The sequence below is a fragment of the Archaeoglobus sp. UBA230 genome, from assembly GCA_002507545.1.
Lineage (GTDB): Archaea > Halobacteriota > Archaeoglobi > Archaeoglobales > Archaeoglobaceae > Archaeoglobus.
The window spans coordinates 138,549-159,046 of sequence record DAVR01000026.1; the positions used below are offsets into that span (position 1 = coordinate 138,549).

The 20,498-nt window shown below is 43.0% G+C and carries 31 protein-coding genes, 1 tRNA gene and 1 pseudogene; 12 read left to right on the forward strand and 21 right to left on the reverse strand.

Going from position 1 to position 20,498, the window contains the following annotated elements; genetic code table 11:
* Window positions 1–11 precede the first annotated feature (11 nt).
* Window positions 12–332, forward strand: a complete 321-nt coding sequence (locus tag BP688_RS07765; protein WP_290596193.1) for a ferredoxin-thioredoxin reductase catalytic domain-containing protein — start codon at window positions 12–14, stop codon at window positions 330–332.
* Between the two features lie 35 nt (window positions 333–367).
* Here the strand turns inward: BP688_RS07765 and rd are convergent, their stop codons facing one another.
* The 5 genes from rd to BP688_RS07790 form a co-directional block, all read right to left on the reverse strand.
* The gene (gene rd, locus BP688_RS07770; protein WP_290596192.1) at window positions 368–529 is read right to left on the reverse strand and encodes a rubredoxin; all 162 of its coding nucleotides are present in this window, start codon (window positions 527–529) and stop codon (window positions 368–370) included.
* Between the two features lie 4 nt (window positions 530–533).
* Window positions 534–791 carry a hypothetical protein gene (locus tag BP688_RS07775; RefSeq protein ID WP_290596191.1) on the reverse strand — a complete coding sequence of 86 codons (258 nt, stop codon included), beginning with the start codon at window positions 789–791 and terminating at the stop codon, window positions 534–536.
* A gap of 5 nt (window positions 792–796) precedes the next feature.
* Entirely contained in the window at window positions 797–961 is a 165-nt protein-coding gene (locus BP688_RS07780) for a hypothetical protein (RefSeq protein WP_290596190.1), read from the reverse strand.
* 89 nt (window positions 962–1,050) lie between these two features.
* A complete protein-coding gene (locus BP688_RS07785) occupies window positions 1,051–1,299 on the reverse strand; it encodes an AF1514 family protein (protein ID WP_290596189.1) in 249 nt (82 codons plus the stop codon).
* Window positions 1,300–1,375: 76 nt separating this feature from the next.
* Window positions 1,376–1,561, reverse strand: a complete 186-nt coding sequence (locus tag BP688_RS07790; protein ID WP_290596188.1) for an ATP-binding protein — start codon at window positions 1,559–1,561, stop codon at window positions 1,376–1,378.
* Between the two features lie 153 nt (window positions 1,562–1,714).
* On the opposite strand from BP688_RS07790, the gene BP688_RS07795 reads away from it, so the two are divergent.
* Both BP688_RS07795 and BP688_RS07800 read left to right on the forward strand, forming a co-directional pair.
* Window positions 1,715–2,512: an MBL fold metallo-hydrolase gene (locus tag BP688_RS07795; RefSeq protein WP_290623668.1), complete on the forward strand. Its 798-nt coding sequence runs from the start codon at window positions 1,715–1,717 to the stop codon at window positions 2,510–2,512.
* A 36-nt stretch (window positions 2,513–2,548) separates the two neighbouring features.
* Window positions 2,549–3,598: a hypothetical protein gene (locus BP688_RS07800; RefSeq protein WP_290623670.1), complete on the forward strand. Its 1,050-nt coding sequence runs from the start codon at window positions 2,549–2,551 to the stop codon at window positions 3,596–3,598.
* On the opposite strand, the gene BP688_RS07805 is transcribed toward BP688_RS07800, so the two are convergent.
* Complete coding sequence (locus tag BP688_RS07805) at window positions 3,576–3,767, reverse strand: ferritin family protein (RefSeq protein ID WP_290596186.1); 192 nt, start codon at window positions 3,765–3,767, stop codon at window positions 3,576–3,578. The genes BP688_RS07800 and BP688_RS07805 overlap by 23 nt on opposite strands.
* Before the next feature lie 84 nt (window positions 3,768–3,851).
* On the opposite strand from BP688_RS07805, the gene BP688_RS07810 reads away from it, so the two are divergent.
* Window positions 3,852–5,009 (forward strand): M28 family metallopeptidase, encoded by a 1,158-nt coding sequence (locus BP688_RS07810; RefSeq protein WP_290623671.1) that lies wholly within the window; start codon window positions 3,852–3,854, stop codon window positions 5,007–5,009.
* A 2-nt stretch (window positions 5,010–5,011) separates the two neighbouring features.
* Here the strand turns inward: BP688_RS07810 and BP688_RS07815 are convergent, their stop codons facing one another.
* Complete coding sequence (locus tag BP688_RS07815; RefSeq protein WP_290623673.1) at window positions 5,012–6,634, reverse strand: class I adenylate-forming enzyme family protein; 1,623 nt, start codon at window positions 6,632–6,634, stop codon at window positions 5,012–5,014.
* A gap of 623 nt (window positions 6,635–7,257) precedes the next feature.
* Here BP688_RS07815 and BP688_RS07820 point away from each other — a divergent pair.
* Together BP688_RS07820 and BP688_RS07825 are read left to right on the forward strand one after the other, a co-directional pair.
* Window positions 7,258–8,106, forward strand: coding sequence for a DUF6544 family protein (locus BP688_RS07820; RefSeq protein WP_290596183.1), 849 nt, complete (start codon window positions 7,258–7,260; stop codon window positions 8,104–8,106).
* A gap of 804 nt (window positions 8,107–8,910) precedes the next feature.
* A complete protein-coding gene (locus tag BP688_RS07825) occupies window positions 8,911–9,129 on the forward strand; it encodes a zinc ribbon domain-containing protein (protein ID WP_290596182.1) in 219 nt (72 codons plus the stop codon).
* 374 nt (window positions 9,130–9,503) lie between these two features.
* Here BP688_RS07825 and BP688_RS07830 read toward each other — a convergent pair whose 3' ends face one another.
* From BP688_RS07830 to BP688_RS07865, 8 genes are read right to left on the reverse strand one after another with little or no spacing between them, the layout of a single operon-like run.
* Window positions 9,504–9,767, reverse strand: a complete 264-nt coding sequence (locus BP688_RS07830; RefSeq protein ID WP_290596181.1) for a TIGR04140 family protein — start codon at window positions 9,765–9,767, stop codon at window positions 9,504–9,506.
* Window positions 9,764–10,393 carry an MBL fold metallo-hydrolase gene (locus tag BP688_RS07835; protein WP_290596180.1) on the reverse strand — a complete coding sequence of 210 codons (630 nt, stop codon included), beginning with the start codon at window positions 10,391–10,393 and terminating at the stop codon, window positions 9,764–9,766. The genes BP688_RS07830 and BP688_RS07835 overlap by 4 nt, the downstream gene beginning before the upstream one ends.
* Window positions 10,390–10,656, reverse strand: a complete 267-nt coding sequence (locus BP688_RS07840; protein ID WP_290596179.1) for an elongation factor 1-beta — start codon at window positions 10,654–10,656, stop codon at window positions 10,390–10,392. The genes BP688_RS07835 and BP688_RS07840 overlap by 4 nt, the downstream gene beginning before the upstream one ends.
* 9 nt (window positions 10,657–10,665) lie before the next feature.
* A complete protein-coding gene (locus BP688_RS07845; RefSeq protein WP_290596178.1) occupies window positions 10,666–10,827 on the reverse strand; it encodes a zinc finger domain-containing protein in 162 nt (53 codons plus the stop codon).
* A 5-nt stretch (window positions 10,828–10,832) separates the two neighbouring features.
* The gene (locus BP688_RS07850) at window positions 10,833–11,432 is read right to left on the reverse strand and encodes an amino acid kinase family protein (protein WP_290596177.1); all 600 of its coding nucleotides are present in this window, start codon (window positions 11,430–11,432) and stop codon (window positions 10,833–10,835) included.
* Between the two features lie 5 nt (window positions 11,433–11,437).
* The gene (locus BP688_RS07855) at window positions 11,438–11,731 is read right to left on the reverse strand and encodes an MTH1187 family thiamine-binding protein (protein WP_290623675.1); all 294 of its coding nucleotides are present in this window, start codon (window positions 11,729–11,731) and stop codon (window positions 11,438–11,440) included.
* A 34-nt stretch (window positions 11,732–11,765) separates the two neighbouring features.
* Entirely contained in the window at window positions 11,766–12,926 is a 1,161-nt protein-coding gene (gene ftsZ / locus BP688_RS07860; RefSeq protein WP_290596175.1) for a cell division protein FtsZ, read from the reverse strand.
* Between the two features lie 13 nt (window positions 12,927–12,939).
* A complete protein-coding gene (locus tag BP688_RS07865; protein ID WP_290596174.1) occupies window positions 12,940–13,122 on the reverse strand; it encodes a ribbon-helix-helix domain-containing protein in 183 nt (60 codons plus the stop codon).
* Between the two features lie 191 nt (window positions 13,123–13,313).
* Between BP688_RS07865 and BP688_RS07870 the strand changes: the two genes are divergently transcribed.
* The 6 genes from BP688_RS07870 (at window position 13,314) to BP688_RS07895 (ending at window position 16,321) form a co-directional block, all read left to right on the forward strand.
* On the forward strand, window positions 13,314–14,183 hold the full coding sequence (locus tag BP688_RS07870) for a PfkB family carbohydrate kinase (protein WP_290596173.1): 870 nt from the start codon (window positions 13,314–13,316) through the stop codon (window positions 14,181–14,183).
* Between the two features lie 3 nt (window positions 14,184–14,186).
* Window positions 14,187–14,360, forward strand: a complete 174-nt coding sequence (locus BP688_RS07875; RefSeq protein WP_290623677.1) for a hypothetical protein — start codon at window positions 14,187–14,189, stop codon at window positions 14,358–14,360.
* A gap of 41 nt (window positions 14,361–14,401) precedes the next feature.
* Window positions 14,402–15,097, forward strand: a complete 696-nt coding sequence (locus BP688_RS07880; protein ID WP_290596171.1) for a phosphoglycerol geranylgeranyltransferase — start codon at window positions 14,402–14,404, stop codon at window positions 15,095–15,097.
* Window positions 15,072–15,938, forward strand: coding sequence for a UbiA family prenyltransferase (locus tag BP688_RS07885; protein WP_290596170.1), 867 nt, complete (start codon window positions 15,072–15,074; stop codon window positions 15,936–15,938). The genes BP688_RS07880 and BP688_RS07885 overlap by 26 nt, the downstream gene beginning before the upstream one ends.
* 37 nt (window positions 15,939–15,975) lie before the next feature.
* Window positions 15,976–16,049 (forward strand) — tRNA-Arg (locus BP688_RS07890).
* A 92-nt stretch (window positions 16,050–16,141) separates the two neighbouring features.
* On the forward strand, window positions 16,142–16,321 hold the full coding sequence (locus BP688_RS07895) for a hypothetical protein (RefSeq protein ID WP_290596169.1): 180 nt from the start codon (window positions 16,142–16,144) through the stop codon (window positions 16,319–16,321).
* A 93-nt stretch (window positions 16,322–16,414) separates the two neighbouring features.
* Here BP688_RS07895 and BP688_RS13560 read toward each other — a convergent pair.
* The 6 genes and pseudogenes from BP688_RS13560 to BP688_RS07925 form a co-directional block, all read right to left on the reverse strand.
* Window positions 16,415–16,505 (reverse strand): annotated as a pseudogene (locus BP688_RS13560) (transposase); the annotation flags it as partial.
* On the reverse strand, window positions 16,465–16,638 hold the full coding sequence (locus BP688_RS07905; protein ID WP_290596168.1) for a hypothetical protein: 174 nt from the start codon (window positions 16,636–16,638) through the stop codon (window positions 16,465–16,467). The pseudogene BP688_RS13560 and the gene BP688_RS07905, both read right to left, overlap by 41 nt.
* A gap of 59 nt (window positions 16,639–16,697) precedes the next feature.
* Complete coding sequence (locus BP688_RS07910; RefSeq protein WP_290596167.1) at window positions 16,698–17,357, reverse strand: hypothetical protein; 660 nt, start codon at window positions 17,355–17,357, stop codon at window positions 16,698–16,700.
* A gap of 42 nt (window positions 17,358–17,399) precedes the next feature.
* A complete protein-coding gene (locus BP688_RS07915) occupies window positions 17,400–18,554 on the reverse strand; it encodes a phospholipase C/P1 nuclease family protein (RefSeq protein ID WP_290596166.1) in 1,155 nt (384 codons plus the stop codon).
* A gap of 199 nt (window positions 18,555–18,753) precedes the next feature.
* A complete protein-coding gene (locus tag BP688_RS07920; protein ID WP_290596165.1) occupies window positions 18,754–18,894 on the reverse strand; it encodes a hypothetical protein in 141 nt (46 codons plus the stop codon).
* 187 nt (window positions 18,895–19,081) lie between these two features.
* On the reverse strand, window positions 19,082–20,498 hold a 1,417-nt coding region (locus tag BP688_RS07925), incomplete at its 5' end, for an acetate--CoA ligase family protein (RefSeq protein ID WP_290624582.1).

Genomic DNA, 20,498 nt, shown 5'->3' on the forward strand with positions numbered 1-20,498 from the left:
TTGGTGGCAGGATGGAAGTAGAGGATTACCTACGCATTTTCGAGAGGGTTGCCGAAAAGAGAGGGTGGAGAGTGAATCCCGACACCAAACTGGTTAAAGAGTTTGCTAAGGGTCTGATAGAGAATAAAAAGAATTATGGAATGGCTACTTGTCCGTGCAGACTTGTTACGGGAAAAAGGGAGATAGATAAGCTGATAATCTGCCCCTGCGTTTATGCTGAAGAGGATATTAAGGAATACGGAAGGTGCTACTGCGGACTTTATCTGAGCAAAGAGAAGGAGCCAGCTGATAGTCTTCCCGACAGGCATGTAAAGTATTATTTGGAACCCTAAAAATCCCTCCGACAATGAAGTCAAAAAATTAAGATTTAATCAATTTTCTCAAACTGATCTTTACTCGCTCCACAAACAGGGCAAACCCAGTCTTCAGGCAAATCCTCCCATCTGGTTCCTGCTGGGATATCGTTATCTGGATCTCCCTCATTCTCGTCGAAAACGTATCCACAAACCTGACACTCATACCTTGCCACGATATCACCCGCTATAGGCTAAATCTACACCATCCTCTGTAAGATAAAGCTTTCCATCCTTCTCCACGACAAAACCTTCTGCAATGAGAAAATCAAGGTTGAACTTAAACTCGAAGTCTGTTATGTCTCTTATTTTTCTCCTCAGCTCATCCCTCGTTATCCCGCCACTTCCTATCCCCTCTGCCATCTTTTTTCTTACGGGATTCGAGGCGGCTTTGAACAGTCTTTCGTGCTGTTCTCTATCCCTCTCCCTTTCGACCATTCCTGTCACCTCCCCTTGTTATTCTCTGCAATTTTATTTATTTCTTCCTCATCAGGCTGAACTCTTCCCCTATCTACCATCTTCTGAATTTTGTAATGTGTGAATCTGCTGTCATCTTTATGACACTCAAAGCATTTGGCTTTAAATAGCTCTTCCCCTGTTTTTCCCACTTTCCTGAGTACAACTGACAGTTAAGAGAAGCGAGCGATGCGACAAGCAAAAGCGACATGCAAGAACTTCGAATACCGAATCAGCTAAACTAATTCTCAACCCTGAAAAAGAACTCGAAATTGTTTACCTTCACTCTCAAATTTGCCCCTCTACTGCATGCATAGACCTCCCAAGGCTTTTCACCACAGCAGTAGACTTCAGGTGCTCTGTATCCAGTTCTCAAATCACACATTGAGAGAAGAATGTATTCCCCTCGTTTTGAAGCAATAGCTTTGGCGTATTTTTCAGCCTCCTCAAGGCTGACATCCTTTTTAAGATTTATTTTTACCTCTTCCATAGTCCGACTTATGCTTTTGAAATATTAAAGTCTTTTCCGATATTTATGCAAGTTAAAAATTGAAGCTTATAAAAAATCAGCAGCATGCGTTTATGATTATGGCGTTTTCGGGACATGCCTCAACACATGCACAGCACTCAATGCAGTCATCACTTCTTTCAGGGACGGCGTAGGAATCCGATATTTCGAAAACTGCGAAAGGGCATACATCTACACATTTCCCACATCCAGTGCAGGTTTCAAGGACAACTATTGCGACCATGATCGGAGTGTCGGCGGTGATTTATTAGCACTATCTCGTTTAGTAAAAGATAGTATCATCATTTTAAATCGTAATCTTTTAATCCCAATATTTTAAACTATTGAATACATATAATTTAGAAAGTTTAAATTAGACGACATCCCAGAACATAGTATGCTCGTATCTGAGATGCACGGTGATGTCGAGGCTGTAAAGGTTGGGACAGAGGTTCAGGGGAGAGTGCTGCACTGGGTTTACCTTTACTATTACAAGACTCTGCTCTTCGATACTGGATGTGTAAATACTGCTCACGAGGTTTTTGAGCACTTCAGGGGGAAGAAAATTAGGGCTGTTCTGATAACCCACTACCATGAGGACCATATCGGTGCCGTAAACCTCTTCAAAGAAATAACAAGAGTACTTGTCCCTGCCGAATCTCTTGAGATTCTCAAAAATCCTCCCGATGTTCCAGAATACAGAAAGATTGGATGGGGGCAGCCGGAAAGCATTGTTGGTGTGGAGGTGGCTGAAGAGAGGATGGTTTTTGACGATGTGGATGTGAAGATGATAAAAACTCCCGGTCACAGCTTTGATCATGTCAGTTATCTCGTTGATGACAAGCTCTTCTGCGGTGATCTAGTAATAAACACAGCCCAGATAGTGTGCATGAGAGAGGAGGACTTGTTGAAGACCATAGAGTCTATAGAGAAGGTTTTGAGTTACGACTTCAGTCATGCTTACACGGGAGTGGGAGTGGCTTCGAGGGACGAGGTTGTGGAATATCTGAACTACCTTAAAGGTCTGAAAGCTAAAGCTGAGGAGTTATACGCTGCTGGTAAAAGTATTGAGGAGATAATCAACGCAGTTTTCCCGAATCCGTCCCAGAAAGCCATACTGATGGAATTCGTCAGTGAGAAGGAGTGGGCGAGGGAAAATATGGTCAAGTCTCTTCTCGGTTTGCCGAGAGAATGATGCAAAATTTTTATACTTTGTTCGACCAATAAAAACGTGGAGTACCTTCTCTTTGCCGGCAGAGAACTCGAAGATGTTTTGTCGGAGTTAAAGGGGGCTAAACCAGCCTTTAAAAGACACCGGTATGTCGAAATCCTCGCCCAGTTCGAGGGTGGTGTTGTCGGTAAATACGGCGATTTTGTTTTTCTTTTTACCGACCGTGAACCCTCACTTACAACAGAACCTTTGGAGAGGGTTGTGGTGGAAATATCAGAAGACGATGGCAGCTACAAACCCTTCAGATTTGGAAAGTACAGATACGACGGAAAGCTGTTGATAGACGTCGAGTTCACGGAAGATTTCCTCCATGACTATCTCCCTGCCCTCCTGTCAGAGATCGCGAAGGCTAAAATTCTGATAAAGGAGTGTAACATGAGGGTAAGCTATCTTGCGGACAGAGAGACGAAAATCGTGCACGAGGTCACGAAGCTATCCGAAGAGACAAAAACACTGAGTCCTGAGAGGCTTGAAGAGCTATCATTTGAAGTTTCAAGTATGCGAGCAGAATTCTTTTCGAGCTACATGCACTTCAAGGATGCTGTAGAGGAAATTTTCTCTGCGATCTCTGGAGCAGAGAAGATTTCAAATTTTCTCGGAGGGATGCTGGAAGAGAAGATTCGTGAGATGAAACTGGAGCTGGAAAGGATGAAATACTATGAGTCCAGCTTCGAACAAACTCTATCGGGGGTTAGAGATGCTCTTGATGTCGTGCATCTCCGCCTTGAAATGCTGAGGGGGAAAGAGAACCTTGAGCTTCAGAAAAGAACTTCGGCATTACAGGCTGCTGCTGCAATTATCGAGTTCGTTGCGGTATACTACTACACGCTGAAAATATGGGAGACTTTTCTCCCCGTAAAGAAGGTGCCAACAACCATTTCTTTCTCACTGCTTGTTGCTTTTACAACAGTTGTCGTTATTCTGACTGATGCTCTCGGCGAATATATAAAGGACAGGAGAGTTACAGTAAAGTTCACACTACTATCTGCTCTACTTCTGGCGATCCTCGTTTTAATGGCGTATCTCCCTATTCTCTTCTCAAAAGCCTGATAGCCTTAAGCCTATCATTAAGCAACTTAACATGTTCCCTTTCCTGAGCTATCAGAAAGTCCAGTAGCTCAGCCGTTTGCATATCGGCGTCTTTTTTCAGTTTAGTATACTCTTCTATTGCTTCCCTTTCAAGTTCGATTGCTTTTTTCAGAATTTCTTCAGGGGTCATAGAATCAGTGTGGGTGATAAAAAATAAAGATAACTCCAAGCAAATTTCGAAAAATATATATTAATAATGAAGTAGATTTTTCCGATGAGTGGAGAAGAACTGGTTGAATTTGTCACCAGAATTTGCAGAGAGTGTGGACCAAGACTTGCAGGAAGTGAGGGAGAGAAAAAAGCGGGTGAAATTCTATATAAAGAGATGTCAGAGTTCTGTGATGAAGTTAATAAGGAATACTTCAGATCGAGACCGGGTGGTTTTCTTGACTATATATGGTTCACAGCCGGGCTTTACATTGGAGGAGTGGTGGTCAATCTGCTGGGCTACCCGCTAATTGCTGCGTTTCTGATGCTAATTGCCTTTCTGATTTTCCTTTTCCAGCAGTGCCTGCACTACGAGATAATAGACTTCTTCTTTCCCGAAGTTGAAGAGTTCCACATTGTTGGAAAGATAAAGCCGAAAGGAGAAGCAAAAAAGCTTGTCATTATCTCCGCCCACTACGACTCGCCCTATGAGTTTCCACTGCTCGGTAGATTGAAGAAAAAGTCCGTTTACATTATTGGTCCAGCAATTATTATCACACTTCTAACAATGTTTCTGTCCATCGTTGAGGGTATCACCTATATCCCGCTTGTGAGTTTTGCCCAGATGCCACTAATGCTGATAGGCAGCCTGCTTCTGCTCTTCATAGCCTTCAACCTGAGGTCAAGCAGGGGAGTGCTTGGTGCAAACGATGATCTCGCTGGAGTTGCAGCAGTCATGGAAGCAGGGAGATTTATCAGTCAGAACAGACCGGAAAATACAGAGGTGTGGGTTGTTGCCTTCGCTGGAGAGGAGCATATGAGAGGCTCAAAGAGATTCGTTCAAAAGCATTACGATGAACTGAAGAGGAGGAATGCTATCCTGTTCAACCTCGAATGTCCTTCGGCTGATTACTTCCTGATAGGGACCGAGGAGAAAATGTTCTTCGCCAAACATTCCCCAACTGCTGTTGAGTATGCGAAAAGGGCTGCAGAAAATATTGACTTTGAGGTGAAAGTTGGAGTCTTGCCCTTCGCTGGGAGTGATGCTGCAAATTTCTCGAGAAAGGGTTTGCATGCCGTTTGTGTTTTTGGTTTTTCCGCAAAGGAGGATGCTCCTTACTACTGGCACACAGTGGATGATATTCCGGAGAACCTCAAACCCGAGCCGATAGCTAAGGCTGTGGAACTTACAAAAAATTTTGTTTACATCGTTGATTCTTCCTGAAACTATTTTTTGGTAACAATTTCTTTGAGTCTCGACTTCAGAATCTTTCCTACGGGATTTCTCGGGATCGCCTCTGTGATTATGAGTTTCTCTGGCAGTTTGTAAACGGCAAATCCCTTCTCCTTCAAATATTCCCGCAACTCTTCAAGCGTCGGTTCTTCATCTCTCGGGACAACGAAGATGCAAACTCTCTCACCAAGAACTTCATCAGGCATTCCAATGGCAGCAACCTCCAGAACCTTTGGATGCTCAAGTAGGGCATTCTCAATCTCTGCAGCACTGATGTTGAACCCTCCTCTGATTATTATGTCCTTCTTCCTGTCATAGAAGCCAATATGACACTCATCCTTGATCACGAAAAGGTCTCCGGTTCTAAAGAATCTCTTTCCATCATACTCCACAAAAGCTCTTTCTGTCAAATCTGGTCTGTTGAAGTAGCAAGGTATTACTCCGGGACTTCTGTAAAGCAGTTCTCCGATCTCTCCCGGTTTTGTAAGCTCTTTGCCTTCTCCATCTACAATCTTGGTTTCAACACCTCTGACTCCGCTCTTCCATCCGCAATCCTTGCCCCAGTTCGGAAAGTGATCAACCCTCTTCGCTGTATCGGGGACGTCGAGTGGGCCAGCTATTAATGCAGTCCCCTCGTTCTGCCCCCAGATGTTCACGATGTCAATCCCCCACCTTCTCTTAAACTCATCTATCGCCCACTTTGATGGAGGAGCACTTCCCGTTGTAATTGTTTTAACAACACTTAGATCGAACTTCTCGATTCCCGGAAATTTGAGAGCCATGTTCAGAACCGCTGGAACAAGAATGGTGAAGTCTATCCTTTCCTCAACGAGTTGTCTAAGGCAGATGACGGGATCGAAGGGGTGGTGGAGAACCAAAGTACCAGCTTCAAATATCCACGGAATATAGTTCACTCCAACACCTGTCATGTTAACAAGCGGGGCAACACAGAGAATTCGTGGATTCGGCGGGACATTCATTGCACTTCTGAAGCCTGATATGTAATACCAGTTGTTGTGGGTCATTGGACAGCCCTTCGGGTCAGCCTCAGTACCAGAAGTCCAGCAGATCGTAAAAACGTCGTTAGCATCTACTTCAACTTCATCAGGCTTTCTATTCCTGTTTGCCATTTCTCTAACTTCATCAAGTGTTATGACTCTCTCAACAACTTCTTTCCCGGCTTCTGCATGTTTATAACCTTTGAATTCCTCAACAGTTATGTATTGCTCAGCCTTTGTTAGTTTTGCAACGTACTTCAACTCCTTTGCTCTCCATTGCATAGGCATTGGAGATATCACTCCTCCTGCCCTCGCTATGGCCAGATATAGCATCGCAAGCTCCCAAACGTTCGGAAGCTGCACCAAAACGACGCTATCCTTCTCTACTCCTACATCCTGAAGCTCTGCAGCAACTGAATCTACAATCCTGCCAAGTTCCCCGTAATTCAGCCTTTCGGCATCGCTGCCAACAAGCTCCTTTCTGTTTGGGGGGTCAACGAGAGCTTCTCTCTCAGGAAAATCCTTCACGTTTTCAAAAAACCTGTCAAGCAAGGTGCTTTTGCCCCAAAAACCCTTTTCCGTATATTCTTTAATCAAATCTTCGTCATGCAAAATCATAAAGTTTCTCGACCTTGACGAATAAATATTTTTTGAGAGAAAACTAACTACACAGACAACCTCACTTTCTTTCTCTAATCGAATGAAGATTGTTATGAGAAGTGCAGGGCAGAAAGGTGGCTGTTTCCGGAAGTAGAGAAAAGATTGGGGTAAAGCTGGAATAAGTAAAAGATGTTACGTTCATCCCTAAAGCATTTGCCACTCCTGCTCGAAAGCGGAGTTTATCTGAGATACATTCAGGAGTTGCTGGACATAAAAGCTCTAAAACGACAGAGATTTATACTCATGTTGTCATGAAAGATTTAAGGAAGATTAAGAGTCCATTGGATTTGATGAATGGTGGGGAGGATGAATAAGCTCGTATATCCTTCCAAATTGGAACAAAATACGAAGTTCGTATATACCGAGATAGGGCGAAGCGGCAATGGAGGTAGAACAGCATGATGTTTAAAATTAATGATGTTAAATGGAAGAAGAGCTTAAACAATATAATTTTTGTTGGAATAATAAAAACAAATTGCCTTCGGCAACTTCCGATATCCGCCGGACGTTAAATGAAATGCCCAAGCCCACCCTGAAAACATTTATATAGACAGTTACTAAATCAGTAAAAAGGAGATAGAATGTTAAAAATTGCTCTGATTATTATAGGCTTAATTGTTGCTCTAATAGTATCAGGTTGTGTTATAGGCAGCTTTGCATTTACCAAAAAGGCGAAAGAAGGGGCGGAGGCACTCTTTATAGGGGGCAAAGAGATGGAACTAGAAGTCGTTACTGATAAGGATATAGAAGGATTGCCCGAACCTGTTCAAAGGTATTTGAAACATACGCAAATTATAGGCAAGGAAAAGATCAAAACCGTGAGGTTGAAACAGGGAGGATATTTTCGGATGAAAGAGAATCAAAAGTGGATGCCAATAAAAGCAGAACAATACTTCAATGTCGATTCTGTTGGGTTTGTCTGGGTAGCAAAAGTAAGAATCGCTCCATTAGTGTCAATATTCGCAAAAGACGAATTTATCGCTGGTAAAGGAAATTTAGTGGTGAAACTGCTTGGACTTATCAAGGTTGTTGATGCAAAGGGACATGAAGTCGATCATGGAGAAATCTTGAGATTTCTTGCTGAATGCATATGGTTTCCTTCAGCGTTTTTGAATGACTATATTAGGTGGGAAGGCATTGATAACGGTTCAGCAAAAGCAACGATTAGTTATAAAGGAATCACTGCCTCTGCTATTTTTCATTTTAATGAAAAAGGAGAGATAACAAAGATAACAGCAAAGCGATATAGAGAAGCGAACGGTAGATTTGCACTTGAGGATTGGGAAGGGCAAATCGTAGAATACAGGGAGTTTAACGGCGTTATTATTCCAAACAAGGTAGATATTATCTGGAAATTAAAAACCGGAGATTTTTGCTATGATAAAGTTGAGATCGTTGACATTGAATACAATAGGCCTTCAGTATATTAAGTGGATAGAGGAAGATATTGTTGCGTGCTTGGGCACTCTGCGGTGCTTCGCACCTTGCCCCATTAAGGTCGTCTAACAGGTGGATACGCGGTTCTTACAGAATCCAAATCGCCTTTGGCAACTTCACATACTCGCCAATTCGTTAGGCAACATCTTTTTAAATAAGATGAAAACAGATGAAATATAAGAGTGCAAAAATCGGGAGAAAGTTTAAGTTTGATTGGGAAGGTGGGTTATCAGAGATACAAGAGAAATTTACTTCTGTTGAGTTGCAACATAAAGCTCTGGAGTGGAGATAGTGTTTTTAGTAGATACAAATGTATTTCTGGAGATCCTCCTGAAACAGGATAAAAAAGAAGATTGCAAGAAGTTTTAAACGATAATATTGGAAATCTTAGCATAACAGATTTTTCTTTGCACTCCATCGGTGTAATCCTCTTTAGATATAGCAAGGAAGAAGTTTTTAGGAAATTTGTCGAAAATATCATGCTCAACATCAAACTCCTTTCATGCCAGTGGAACTACATGGAGAAGTTACAAACGTCAGAAAAAGCCTGAGTTTGGATTTTGATGATGCTTATCAGTATAGCGTAGCCAATATTATGGATTGAAAGTTGTTACAATGGACAGAGATTTCGAGAGAGTAAGGGATGTGGAAATTTTATTTTTATAGAACATCACCTAATAGGCGAATATGTAACACGCCTTCGCCTTCGTCCAAATTTGCTATCGCAAACTTCACATATCCTCAGAACGTTAAACGAAATGCTCGCTACGGGCAAAATGTTTAATAAGGTTAAAATTATGGAGGAATACAAGATGACAAACAAAAAATGTCCAAAATGCGGTAGCGGAAACATTGATGAAGGTAGTATTGGTGGATTTGTTTTTGGATATAAATCACATAAACAAGGTTTATTTTCAGAGCCTGTTAAAGACTTTGAAGCAAAGCTTTGTTTAGATTGTGGATATGTAGAATTTTATATAAATGTTAACGAATTAAAGAAAAAGTTGAAAAAGTAATTTTGCCCCTCGCTCACACTCTCACTTGCTATCGCTCGTTCGGGTCTATTGACTTTGTCTAACAGCAGATATGATGCTACAGCCTTCGACTTCTACCCAAATCCTTGCTACGCTCGAACTTCTCATACCCGCCAAGACGTTAGGTATAATCGAGAACGATCGTCATGAACGAAATAGAAGAAAAAATATTCTTTGAAACTTTCTTAACAACTCCATTGATTTGATTCAGCTTTAAAGATGACTTACAGAGACGCAAGTGATGAAATAAACCGCTTTACCTCTCCCCCATCCCATCAAATCATATGGGGATACGTTCAGGAATTAGGAGAAAAGATAAGTCAGAAGTTTAAAGCTAATGCATATAGTCTCTACTATCATCCTCCCATCCTCGAAAATCTGAGCTCTTCGATAATTTCAGCGTGAACATTTTCAGCACACTCAAAAATCACTTCAGTTTGGGGTATGTTGAGATTGCTTTTTCCCATAAACCTCATTTCTATCCTTACCTTTTCCTTATCCCTTGATGCAACGATTTCAAAATCTTTTTCAAAAATCTCGAATCCAAGTCTCTCCAGCACTCTCCTAATCTCGGCCTTTATCTCCTCAGTACTCATTCCAAAGAGATGTATGAACTTCACAGAAACATCTTTGCTATTCTGAGAGAGTTGGCTATGTGCCTGCTGGCATTGCCCTCCACAACGTCCTCATGCCCTGGATACATGTTCTCAACGTCAAGCTTCGAAAGCATTTCTAAGGATTTAATCAGCTCTCTTGCACTTCCGCCAGGCAAATCAACCCTGCCAAAGCTTCCATGGGCGAAGACAGTGTCTCCACTAAAAAGCCACTTCTTTTCTGGCTCGTAAAGGCAAATACTTCCAGGAGAGTGGCCGGGAGTGTGAATTACCTCCAAATTTGTCTCTCCAAGCTCTATTCTTTCTCCGCCTTCAAGCATAATATCGGGCTCGAAGGGTTTGAAGCTGACACCAAACATGAACGATGTAAACCCCTGAGCCTTTATCAGCGAATACTCATCCCTGTGTATTGCAATCTTGGCGATGCTCTTAAAGTGGCCTGCAGCTGCAGCATGGTCGTAGTGGGAATGGGTAAGGATTACATAATCAAGCTCTTTTGGGCTGATATATCTCGAAACTGCGTTGATAATAAACTGAATGTCTCCTCCAACATCTATTAAGGCTTTCTTCTCGTCCAGTAACAGATAGCAGTTTGCAGCCAGTGGTGGTGCCACAATCCTTATCGGCTTCATAGCAACTCCATGTCCTCTATTTCGACGCTCTCCACTCCGTCTATCTTGCCTATTTCTTCGATATACCTGTCTCCAATCCCTTCTGCATCAGGCATTACTGCCATTAGCACAATCGCCTTTAATCCGAAAGCTATGGGCTGTATGGCTGTGTCCCTCACCTCTACCTCCTCCATTTGAATACCCTTGATTTTCTCCAGAACTTCATCGAGGTTAACGTCAACATCGCTCGGCATCACCCGAATCTTCATCACAACACTACCCATCTCATCACCTCACGGCCCCTCAAATCCACAGCTCTCGCAAACGTAGGGGTTTGCGAGTTTTCTACATTTTTTACAGCGGTGAATCATCTCACCACATTCAGGACATGGAAAGGCGACATAGTTAGCACCCACGAGGACTGCTCCGCAGCTAACACATCTCGTTATGTCCACTGAAATCACCTCCCTTCTATCAGCGTGCCTTTCGCTCTTCCTCTCAATATATAATCTTTTAGCTCTTCAGGGGAGCATACGAACATGTTTATTCCATACTTTAAGAGCAGTTCAGGAGTATATGGATCAACAACGTTGCTCTTCACATCCGAAGCCTTTACTGCCGGCAGAATGTCCTTTTCTCCACTTATCCCACCCGCAGCAGTTACCTTAACGACCTCTTTGAAGCCGAGCATATGGGCAAACCATACTGATATGCTGTCCGATGTAACGTCCCATGAGTGAGGTAACTCGTCATATTTCCTGAGCAACATATAGGGCAGCACCACAGCCCTCTTGCATTTTTCAAACTCCTTAAATTCGTTCGGCTCTAAGACAGAGAAACCGTAATTTTCCGCCACTTCAGCAATAAAAAGTCCATAAATATTCATTGCAGCAATCGCCATCCAGTGGGATGTTGTGGGTGACAAGCCCGCATCAACTTTTCTCACAGCATCTGCAAAAACCCATCCACCAGGGATAACATAAGCTCTTTCAGCCTTGCTGAGCGCTCGAAAAATAACCTCCAATCTATCCGCTACACTTCCTCCAACCTTAACGATCACAGAAATCACTTCGTTTTCTCCAGAACAGACTTCACCTTATCCTCCATCTTGCCTCCTTTTACCCTTTGGTCAATCTTTATCACATAGTAGTTTCTTGGTGATCCGCTTTGAAGTAAAACAGCATCAATTTGCTCGAGAATTTCGGCAAGCTTCTCGAAGCTTTCAACTTCAAACGAGGTTCCCATCGGGTTCACTTCATACTTCAATCCGGCCTTTTTCAAAATTTCTATGGCTTTTGCCACATAACTGCTGAGCGACTCGCCAACGCCTATCGGAACTACAGAAAGTTCTACAATCATATAAAAAATAAGGGAGGTGGAGATATTTAAAGTTTTAAAGCCGGTCTATCACGGGAATGGGGAGCTTATTTGACTTAGTACTCTCTCTGACCCTGGATTTGGGTTTCGAAAACGCCCTCTCCTCAATATTTCTCAAATCCTTTATTTTCCTCTGTTGCGGTATGTGCTCGTAGTTCAGTGAGCCAACAAACTCTTTGTCCTTTATTCCGGTCATAATCGAGACGACTCTGACGAACCCCTCAAACTCCTTATCAATTCTTGCACCCCATATCACGTTGGCGTTGTCGTCAATCTCGAAGGTTAGATTCCTTATGATTTCCTCAGCCTCCTTGAGCGTTAGGTCATGCCCGCCGGATATATGCACAAGAGAGCCAGTTGCACCTCTGTAGTCAACATCGAGGAGTGGGTGAGACAGGCAATCCCTGACCACAGCATTTGCCTTGTCCTGTGCCTTAGCCTCCCCAACAAGCATTACCGCAACTCCACCCTGACCCATTATCGCCTTAACATCTGCAAAATCAATATTCACAAGGGATGGAGTGGTTATTGTGTCTGAAATACCCTTAATTGTCTCGGCGATGAGCTGATCCATCACACTGAATGCAGCATCAATGGGCAGATTGGGATAGTATTCAAGAAGCTTGTTGTTATCCAGCACCACAACCGTGTCGCAAATCTCCTTCAGTTCATCAAGCCCCTCAAGTGCCTTCTGAATTCTCGCCCTTTCAACCTTAAAGGGCATCTGTGCAAATCCGATAACAATTGCGCCCTGTTTTTTTGCCACATCAGCAACAACAGGTGCTGAGCCCGTTCCTGTTCCTCCACCCATACCAGCACAGATGAAAACCATGTCAGAATCACATAGTAACTCTTCAAGCACGTTTCTCGCAAGTTCAGCAGCTTTCCTTCCAATCTCAGGATATCCGCCAGCACCAAGACCACGTGTTATGCTCCTCCCTATGAGCACTCTCTTGTCAGCCTTTGTTCTCAATAACTGCTGCTTGTCGGTGTTTATCGCAATCGTCATCGCACTTTCGACTTCCATTTTTGACAGCCTGTTCACTGTATTGTTTCCACTGCCACCACATCCCACAACCACTATCTTCGGAGTTTCAAAGTCCTTTATGTCATCGCTCCCTCTGCTCATCCTTTCCTGCTCCAAAAACATCTGGGCTTTACTAACAATACTCTTCATTTCAAACAACCTCCTATCTGAAACTATCCAGTTCGGCAATTTTCTCAAGCTGCTCCTTATATTCATCCAGCAGAAGCTTTACCGCATGTCTAATTGCCTCGCTAACTGACGTGAACTCCCCAGATTCAACGAGGAGTTCGAGCTTATTATAGTACTTCTCCGTCAGTCTTATGCTTATCTTTCTGGTCGGAGGCATTTTTCCACCGGAAATTGTGCCCTCTATCGGCGGACATGGTGGGTCACATGAGCCTCCACCTGTCCGCCAATGTACCTCAATTAGGTATCAATTGTCCGACATTATAATATTTAAGAGTTTCGGTTTCTATTATGATAAAAGGTTTAAAAAATGAACAAGAAGGCTTAATTAAGCAGTAATAAAATTAGATCATGTTCTCCGCCTACGCACCGGCACTTGTTGATTACATATACCTTATTGACTTTTATCCACCCAAGGGAGGACATTCTGTAATCAGAGCGTCAGGTAAGTCTCCGGGAGGGGCAGGGGCGAACGTTGCCCACAACATCGCTTCACTCGGAGTTGATGCCACACTTTACACAACACTCGGCAAGGACGAGGACTCTGTTTATTTCGTTGAAAACACCAAAGCAGAGGTTGTGGCAGAAATTACTGACGAAAAGACAGGTAAAGTGCACGTTTTTGTTGATTCTGAGGGAGAGAGGACGTTCTTTGTCGAACCAAACGCAGCAGGAAAGCCTTATGTTAAGGTCGAGAAGGGAGATTATCTGTATCTTGATCCATTTCCGTCGGAAAACAGCCTCGAATTGCAGATTGAAGCTGCAAGAAATTTTGATGGCTTTGTTATTCTAAATCCCGGCCACCCATACGTAAATTTGGGGTTCAAAAAGCTAATTTCAATTCTTGAGCATACCGACATGCTGATCCTTTCATCTGATGAGTTCTCAGCTCTCAAAGTTGATGTTTCGGAAATGCTGAGGCATGTTGACTATCTCATCGTGACGCAGGGGAAGCTCGGTAGTGTATGTTACACCAGAGACAGGAGTTTTCAGGCTGAGGCATTCAGAGCGAATGTCGTTGATACAACCGGTGCTGGAGATGCTTTTGCAGCGGGTTTTATTTACGGATTTATGATGGATCTACCCATTGAAATATGTCTCAAACTCGGAAACCTCTGTGGAGCTTACAATGTCGAGAGGATAGGTGCGAGAAATTTTCCTTCAAGGGAGAAGATTGAAGACTTTCTCGCAAGAGTTTTAAGGAGAGGGCATGATAATTAACTAATGGACATAAGAATTATGGCTGAGAAGCTCGGATTCAAAAGGGTATATAAAGAGGATTGTGAACTGTGCATTGTTGGATATACCGGTAAGAAGTGTCCTTATTTACGTAAGATAGGGAAAGAGTTTTTTTGTGTCAGAGAAGCTGCGAAGAAAGACCCAAGACTCAAATTCTAAAAACCCAAAAATTTATTATTTAAACAGGGAGTGAATCAGCAATGGGCTGGAAAAGATGGAGACACATCACAAAGCTTGACCCTGACAGAGAAAACAGCGAGGAGATAATAAAGGCAGTAGTTGAGAGTGGAACTGACGCGGTCATGGTTTCAGGGACGCAAAATGTTACATACGAGAAATCAAAGGAGCTGATTGAGAAAATAGCAGAGTATGGTTTGCCAGTGGTAGTCGAACCTTCAGACCCGTCCAATGTCGTTTATGGGGTAGACCACCTTTTCATTCCAACCGTTCTGAATTCATCAGAAGGAGAATGGATTACGGGAAAGCATGCTGAATGGGTTAATATGCACTACAAGAACATCGAGCGGTTTTTTGAGATGATAGAGTCAGAATACATTGTTTTCGAGGGATATATCGTCCTCAATGCCCAATCAGCGGTTGGAAGAGTCACAAATGCAAGATGTGAAATAAGTAAGGAGCTTGCAGCGAGCTACGCGGTTGTTGGAGAGAGGATGATGAAACTGCCAATAATTTACATCGAATACAGCGGAACTTATGGCGATCCGGAGGTTTTGGCAGAGGTGAAAAAGGTTCTTTCGAAAGCAAGACTGTTCTATGGAGGTGGGATAGATAGCAGAAAGAGAGCCAACGAAATGCTGAGATATGCCGACACGATTGTTGTTGGAAATGTAATCTACGAGAAGGGTGTAGATGCCTACCTCGAAACAATTCCTTAAAGCTTTATGGGAGCTTTTCAGACTTGAACACGGTTTGATGTATGGTTTTGGTGTGGTTATAGGCGTGTATGTTTCCAATCCCCACTTCACTGATTTTTCAAAGGTGCTGTTTGGTTATCTGACGGCCGTCTTTCTTCAGGCTTCAGCCTTTGCCCTCAACGACTACTCCGATTATGAAGTAGATGTTGCCAACAACAGGCTTGACAGACCGCTTGTCAGAGGAGATTTGAGCAGAGATGCCGCTTTAAAGTCAGGTCTGCTGATGATGCCTCTCGGTTTTACTGCTGCAGGACTGATTTCTCCTCTCGCCCTTCTTTTTGCGGTTGTCGTGACCATTATCGGATACTCCTACAACATAAAGCTCAAGGAGTATGGATTTGCGGGTAATGTTTACATAGCCTTCACCATGGCTGCCCCTTTTCTTTTCGGAAGTATAGTTGTTAGTGATAGGATAACCGAGAGTGCTGTCCTGCTTTCATCAATGGCATTCCTATCAGGGTTGGGTAGAGAGGTAATGAAGGGGATTGAGGATGTTGAGGGTGACGCACTGAGGAATGTGAGGAGTATTGCGAGGGTAATGGGTCTGAGAGTGGCAGCACTAATTTCCGCCTTGCTTTATGCTGCGGCTGTGTTGATAAGTCCTCTCCCCCTTCTGGTGCTGGAAGAATATATGACGGATATAAAATATGCGATTCCGGTTGTGATTACAGATGTAATGCTGCTATACGTTGCGGTGATGGTTGTCAGAAAGTATGAGAAAGAGCTAATACCCAAATACAGAAAGCTGACCTTGATTGCAATGAGTTTCGGACTCATTGGTTTTCTCGCCGGAGCCTTTTAGAGCAAGATTTATAATACCAGCAGCCGATTTTAGCCAAGGACCCGTAGCCTAGCAGGACAGGGCGTGGGCCTCCTAAGCCCAAGGTCGCGGGTTCGAATCCCGCCGGGTCCGCTTTTGTTTTTGGTGTGAAATCTTATCGCTCTTCACCGATCTGATTATAACAATAGTAACAGTAACAATAGTTACTTGTTCATATAAACATTATGTTGAAAATTGAGTATGAAATCGAAAAGGAAGATACCAAGCCTCAACGAAAAAAGTTTGCAGTAGTAGAGAAAACAGTAAAAAAAGGTTCTGAGAACCTGAGTAAAAAGGACATAATGGTATGGATTGGAATTATAGTGTCAGACATAATAAATTTAACCAATCAGGAATTTACTTAATCCACCTCCTCGCATAACTCAGCTTCTTGCTAAACCTGTTAAAACACTCCCTAATCACGTTTTTCAGCTCATCCAGAGTTTTTATCAGCAGAGGAGAAAGCTCTCGCTTTATACTCTTCCATATGAACTCTATTGGATTTAAGTCAGGAGAATAAAGAGGAAGAAACACCAGAATGATACTCAGCCTCGTTGTCAGCACATTCAATTATGTTCAACTGGCACGCGATTGCCTCAGATTCGGGATCTATCACAGCCACATACTCGACGATATTCGTCTGCCCGTGGTAGATGTGATAGATTATCAGGGCCGAGTACATTGCAAGAGCTGCTGAAAGTATTGCTGTAACTTTGAGTTTGCCCTTTTGACAATGCGGCGCTAAACAAACCTCTCACCTACCCAACCCGTGAAAAGCAGAGCGTAACCGAGCAAAAGTGGTAGCGGTATGAAGACCAGAAAAACTCTGAATCGCTTGTAGAGCAGCACGAGCAGAGACGGAATCGCTGCAAGTTCGAGGTAAAGCACCAAGAGGGCGAGCAACTGAAACGGCGGAGAGGGGTTCGACCTTGCTGAATGTACGATTCCGGAATTCGATGACATCAGGAAGAGGATTGCCAACCCCACAGAGATCAAGAACCAGAAATAGAAGGCAAAGATTTCCCAGCTCTTCGCCTTCTCGTCCGCAAGCAGTGAAGTTGCAGCAGCGTCCGGTATAATCACTAAGGTGTAGATCATAAGCGACGTCAGGGCTATTCCCAGATCCGGATTTTCCGTGTGCAGCACGGAGTAAAGAAGGACGACGTTAATTATTGCCCCGAAGGCAAGCATTGATGCGATCACCGAGGTTTTCGAGAAAAACATGCGGAACTTTGCGATCATCGCCGGCAGCACTGCGAGCTGCAGAACCATTCCTGCAAAGGACAGGGTTGGCTGGAATTTCAGGGAGAGAGCTATGATTGCCAAGGTTGTCGTAAAAACAGCGATGTTAATGTAATCTCTATTGCTCTTCACACCTTTCGACGCATCTGTATTACGCATTTTAGTCACCTCATTATTAAAAATAAAATTAAAAATAAATTATTATTTTTGTACAACATAATCTACGAGTCCTAAGAGGTATCTGGTTGTTTCCATGATACAATTCTGTGTCAAATTTCTAATATTCTGATTATTCTGCCAACCATCTGGGTTTGTAAAGATCGCCCAGACAATGGTGTCAGCGTACTGATGTGTATAGCCAGCCAAGTTTTTCACTGCTTGTTCAGGGTCTGTTATTGGTACATAGTGATGTACTGGAACCCCATAAACGTAGCTCCTAAAATTATACCCCGAATACCAGTTTGAGGAGACGTATCCCTCATATGCATAGTGAATGTACTCTGGAGCTCTTAATAACAGAAGTGAGAGAGCTACCTGCCTAGCTTCAGCTCCAGTATGTAAAGGTTGCCCGACATCAGCCAAAAAGTGACTGGCATATCCGAGATTTTCGAATGCGAGGTTATACTTTGCAGAGGAGTAATAGTTCTTAGCTATATTTGTATATTTTTCAAATTCATCCGGTGCTGAACCCCAATCTCTTTCCGGATTGTAGTAATGTGTCCACGAATGCACAACCTGCATTATGAACTTCCACATCCAGTCGGGATAGCCGGGTGGTGGAGGCACCTGATACCAGAAATCTGGATCGTCTGCATGGTCGCGAGCGATGTTGCAGAGGTTATTTGGAACGTCCCATTTCTGGCACGCTATGTAAATCATGTCCTGATGTACATCGGTAAACCACTTGACTTCAACGTTCCCATTCTCTACATACCTTTCTTTAAAGTACTCATTTGCCGCTTTGGCAATTTTCTCGAGAATTGCGTTTTCCCCTTCTTTCATCGGTTTTGCTCCTGACTTGAGAGTAATCAAAGTTATATCGCCCTTTTTTACTTTTACAACCCCGTATTTTTTCCACAGACTTATGATAGATTTTTTCAATTTCAATTTCTCTTTTTCTGCTAGATTTTTGCTACTATCTATGTATTCGAAGACAGCTTTTTTACCCTCTTCGGATGCCCCCGCAGCTATTATAATCCAGTAGGGGGTTACATTCTCCAATACCGGATCAAATTTCACAATCTTAACTCTTTTGTAATGCATTTCCGCTGCCACCGTCGCATTCGTTGCGGCCATCGCCGTACCCATACTTCCGAGGACTACCAACGCTAACAATACTCCCACCATCTTATTCATCTCATCACCTATTAGACACTGTGAGTCTAACAGACAAGATATTTAAATTTTTCTTTAAGATAGAAATCTAAAACTAATTTTGTTTTAAAATTAATAGCTTAACTTTTGTAGGCATTTTTTAAGTAACAGACTCAAATTTTACCTATCAAAAAACTATTTTGTCGTATTTCAACTTGATGGACATGCAAATCACTTTCGATTATGATCTGTTCTGCAACGTTTTGTTGAAACCCGCAACCGAACCATAAATCGAATGCAGAATGCTGCCTACACCAAGGGCTGTTATGAAAAACAGGAGGTTCAGGTACGCGAGTACGAGAAATCCCCTAATCCACTCCAACCTTTCTAATTGGCATAGTTAAATTCCAAATTCTTCCGCATCGTACTACAACCTCTCGACGTACAGGAATACGACATAAAACGCGAGAGAGACAATGAAAACCTTAGCGCAGAGAGAGTAAATGGTCAGAACGGCATCAAAAGCATTGTTGTACGGTCTGAGAAGAATATAAAAAGAAGTGGGAATACTAATATCTTTTTCTTGCATATTCGGTAACTTTTCCAAGCACGCTAACCGCAGTTATGACATCGGGATAAACGGGGAATCCATTAAGCTCGTAGTTGTTCTTAAGTTCAAAAACAACGTCTCTCGGACCTTCTGCTGTAAAGTAAACTGGTTTCCCATACTTTTTAATCCTCTTATAGTCCGGCTGATAGTTCATGTTAAACATTCTGCTCGCCCAGACACAAACAACTAACGAATCTACTCCATCATCTTCCAAAAGGGCTTCAATAGCTGTTTCATATGCTCTGTAAACTCCGTTGTACTCGACCATAGGCCATATGTCCACTGGATTGTTTACATTATGCCACTCTGGAGTGACCTCAAGAATTTTCCCAATCGTCTCATCGGAGAACTCTGCAAGTTTTAAACCTGCGAAATAGGTCGCATCAGACCCCTGAACACATCCAGAACCAGTGTAGTGAATTATAGCTACCCTATCCCCCTTTGGTAGCGGTTGAAGGGCGAAGGCCTTTGTAACATTGAAAAGCTCTTCAAAGCTGTAAACTCTTGTCATGTTCGCCTGTCTGCAAACAGCATCGAAAACATCATCGTCACCACATATTGACGCCGTATGGCTCATCGCGGCCATCTGACCGTATTCTGTTCTACCACTCTTGAAAACAACGACCGGCTTATCAGCCTTACTCGCAACATCATAGAAGGCTCTACCGTTCTTTATTCCCTCCATGTATAATCCAACAACACTTGTATGCTCATCCTTGAGCAGGAAACTCAGAACTTCATAATCCTCAACATCAATCTTGTTTCCCATCCCTACAATCTTGCTAAAACCAATGCTTGGATGGTTGGATGCTACAGTATCCATCATTATTCCGAGAAACAGTCCAGTTTGCGCTATGATGCCAATATTTCCCTTCCTTATGACCGGTTGAATCGCAAAGGATGTTATAAAGCCATTTTCTGTATTCAGAACTCCCGTTGTGTTGGGGCCAAAAATTCTTATCCCATGCTTTCTGGCCACTTCAAGAACTGCTCTTTCGTATTTCGCCCCTTCCTCACCCTCCTCGCTGAAACCGGAACTGACTATAACTGCTCCCTTTACGCTCTTTTTGGCGCATTCCTCCATCACCTTCGGAACGATTTTTGCCGGCACCGCTATAATGGCCATATCTACCTCATCTGGGACGTCAAGGATGGAAGGATAGCATTTAAAGTCCAGAATACTATCCGCATTGGGGTTGACAGGATATATTTTACCTGCAAATCCGTTTTGCTTCAGATTCCAGACTATGTTGAAACCCGGCTTTCCAACAGTTCTCGAAGCACCTATTACCGCAACGCTCTTGGGATAAAACAGGTCTGACAGGTCGGAAATCGAGTAATTAAACCTTTTCCTCTCACCAACAACCATCCTCGCA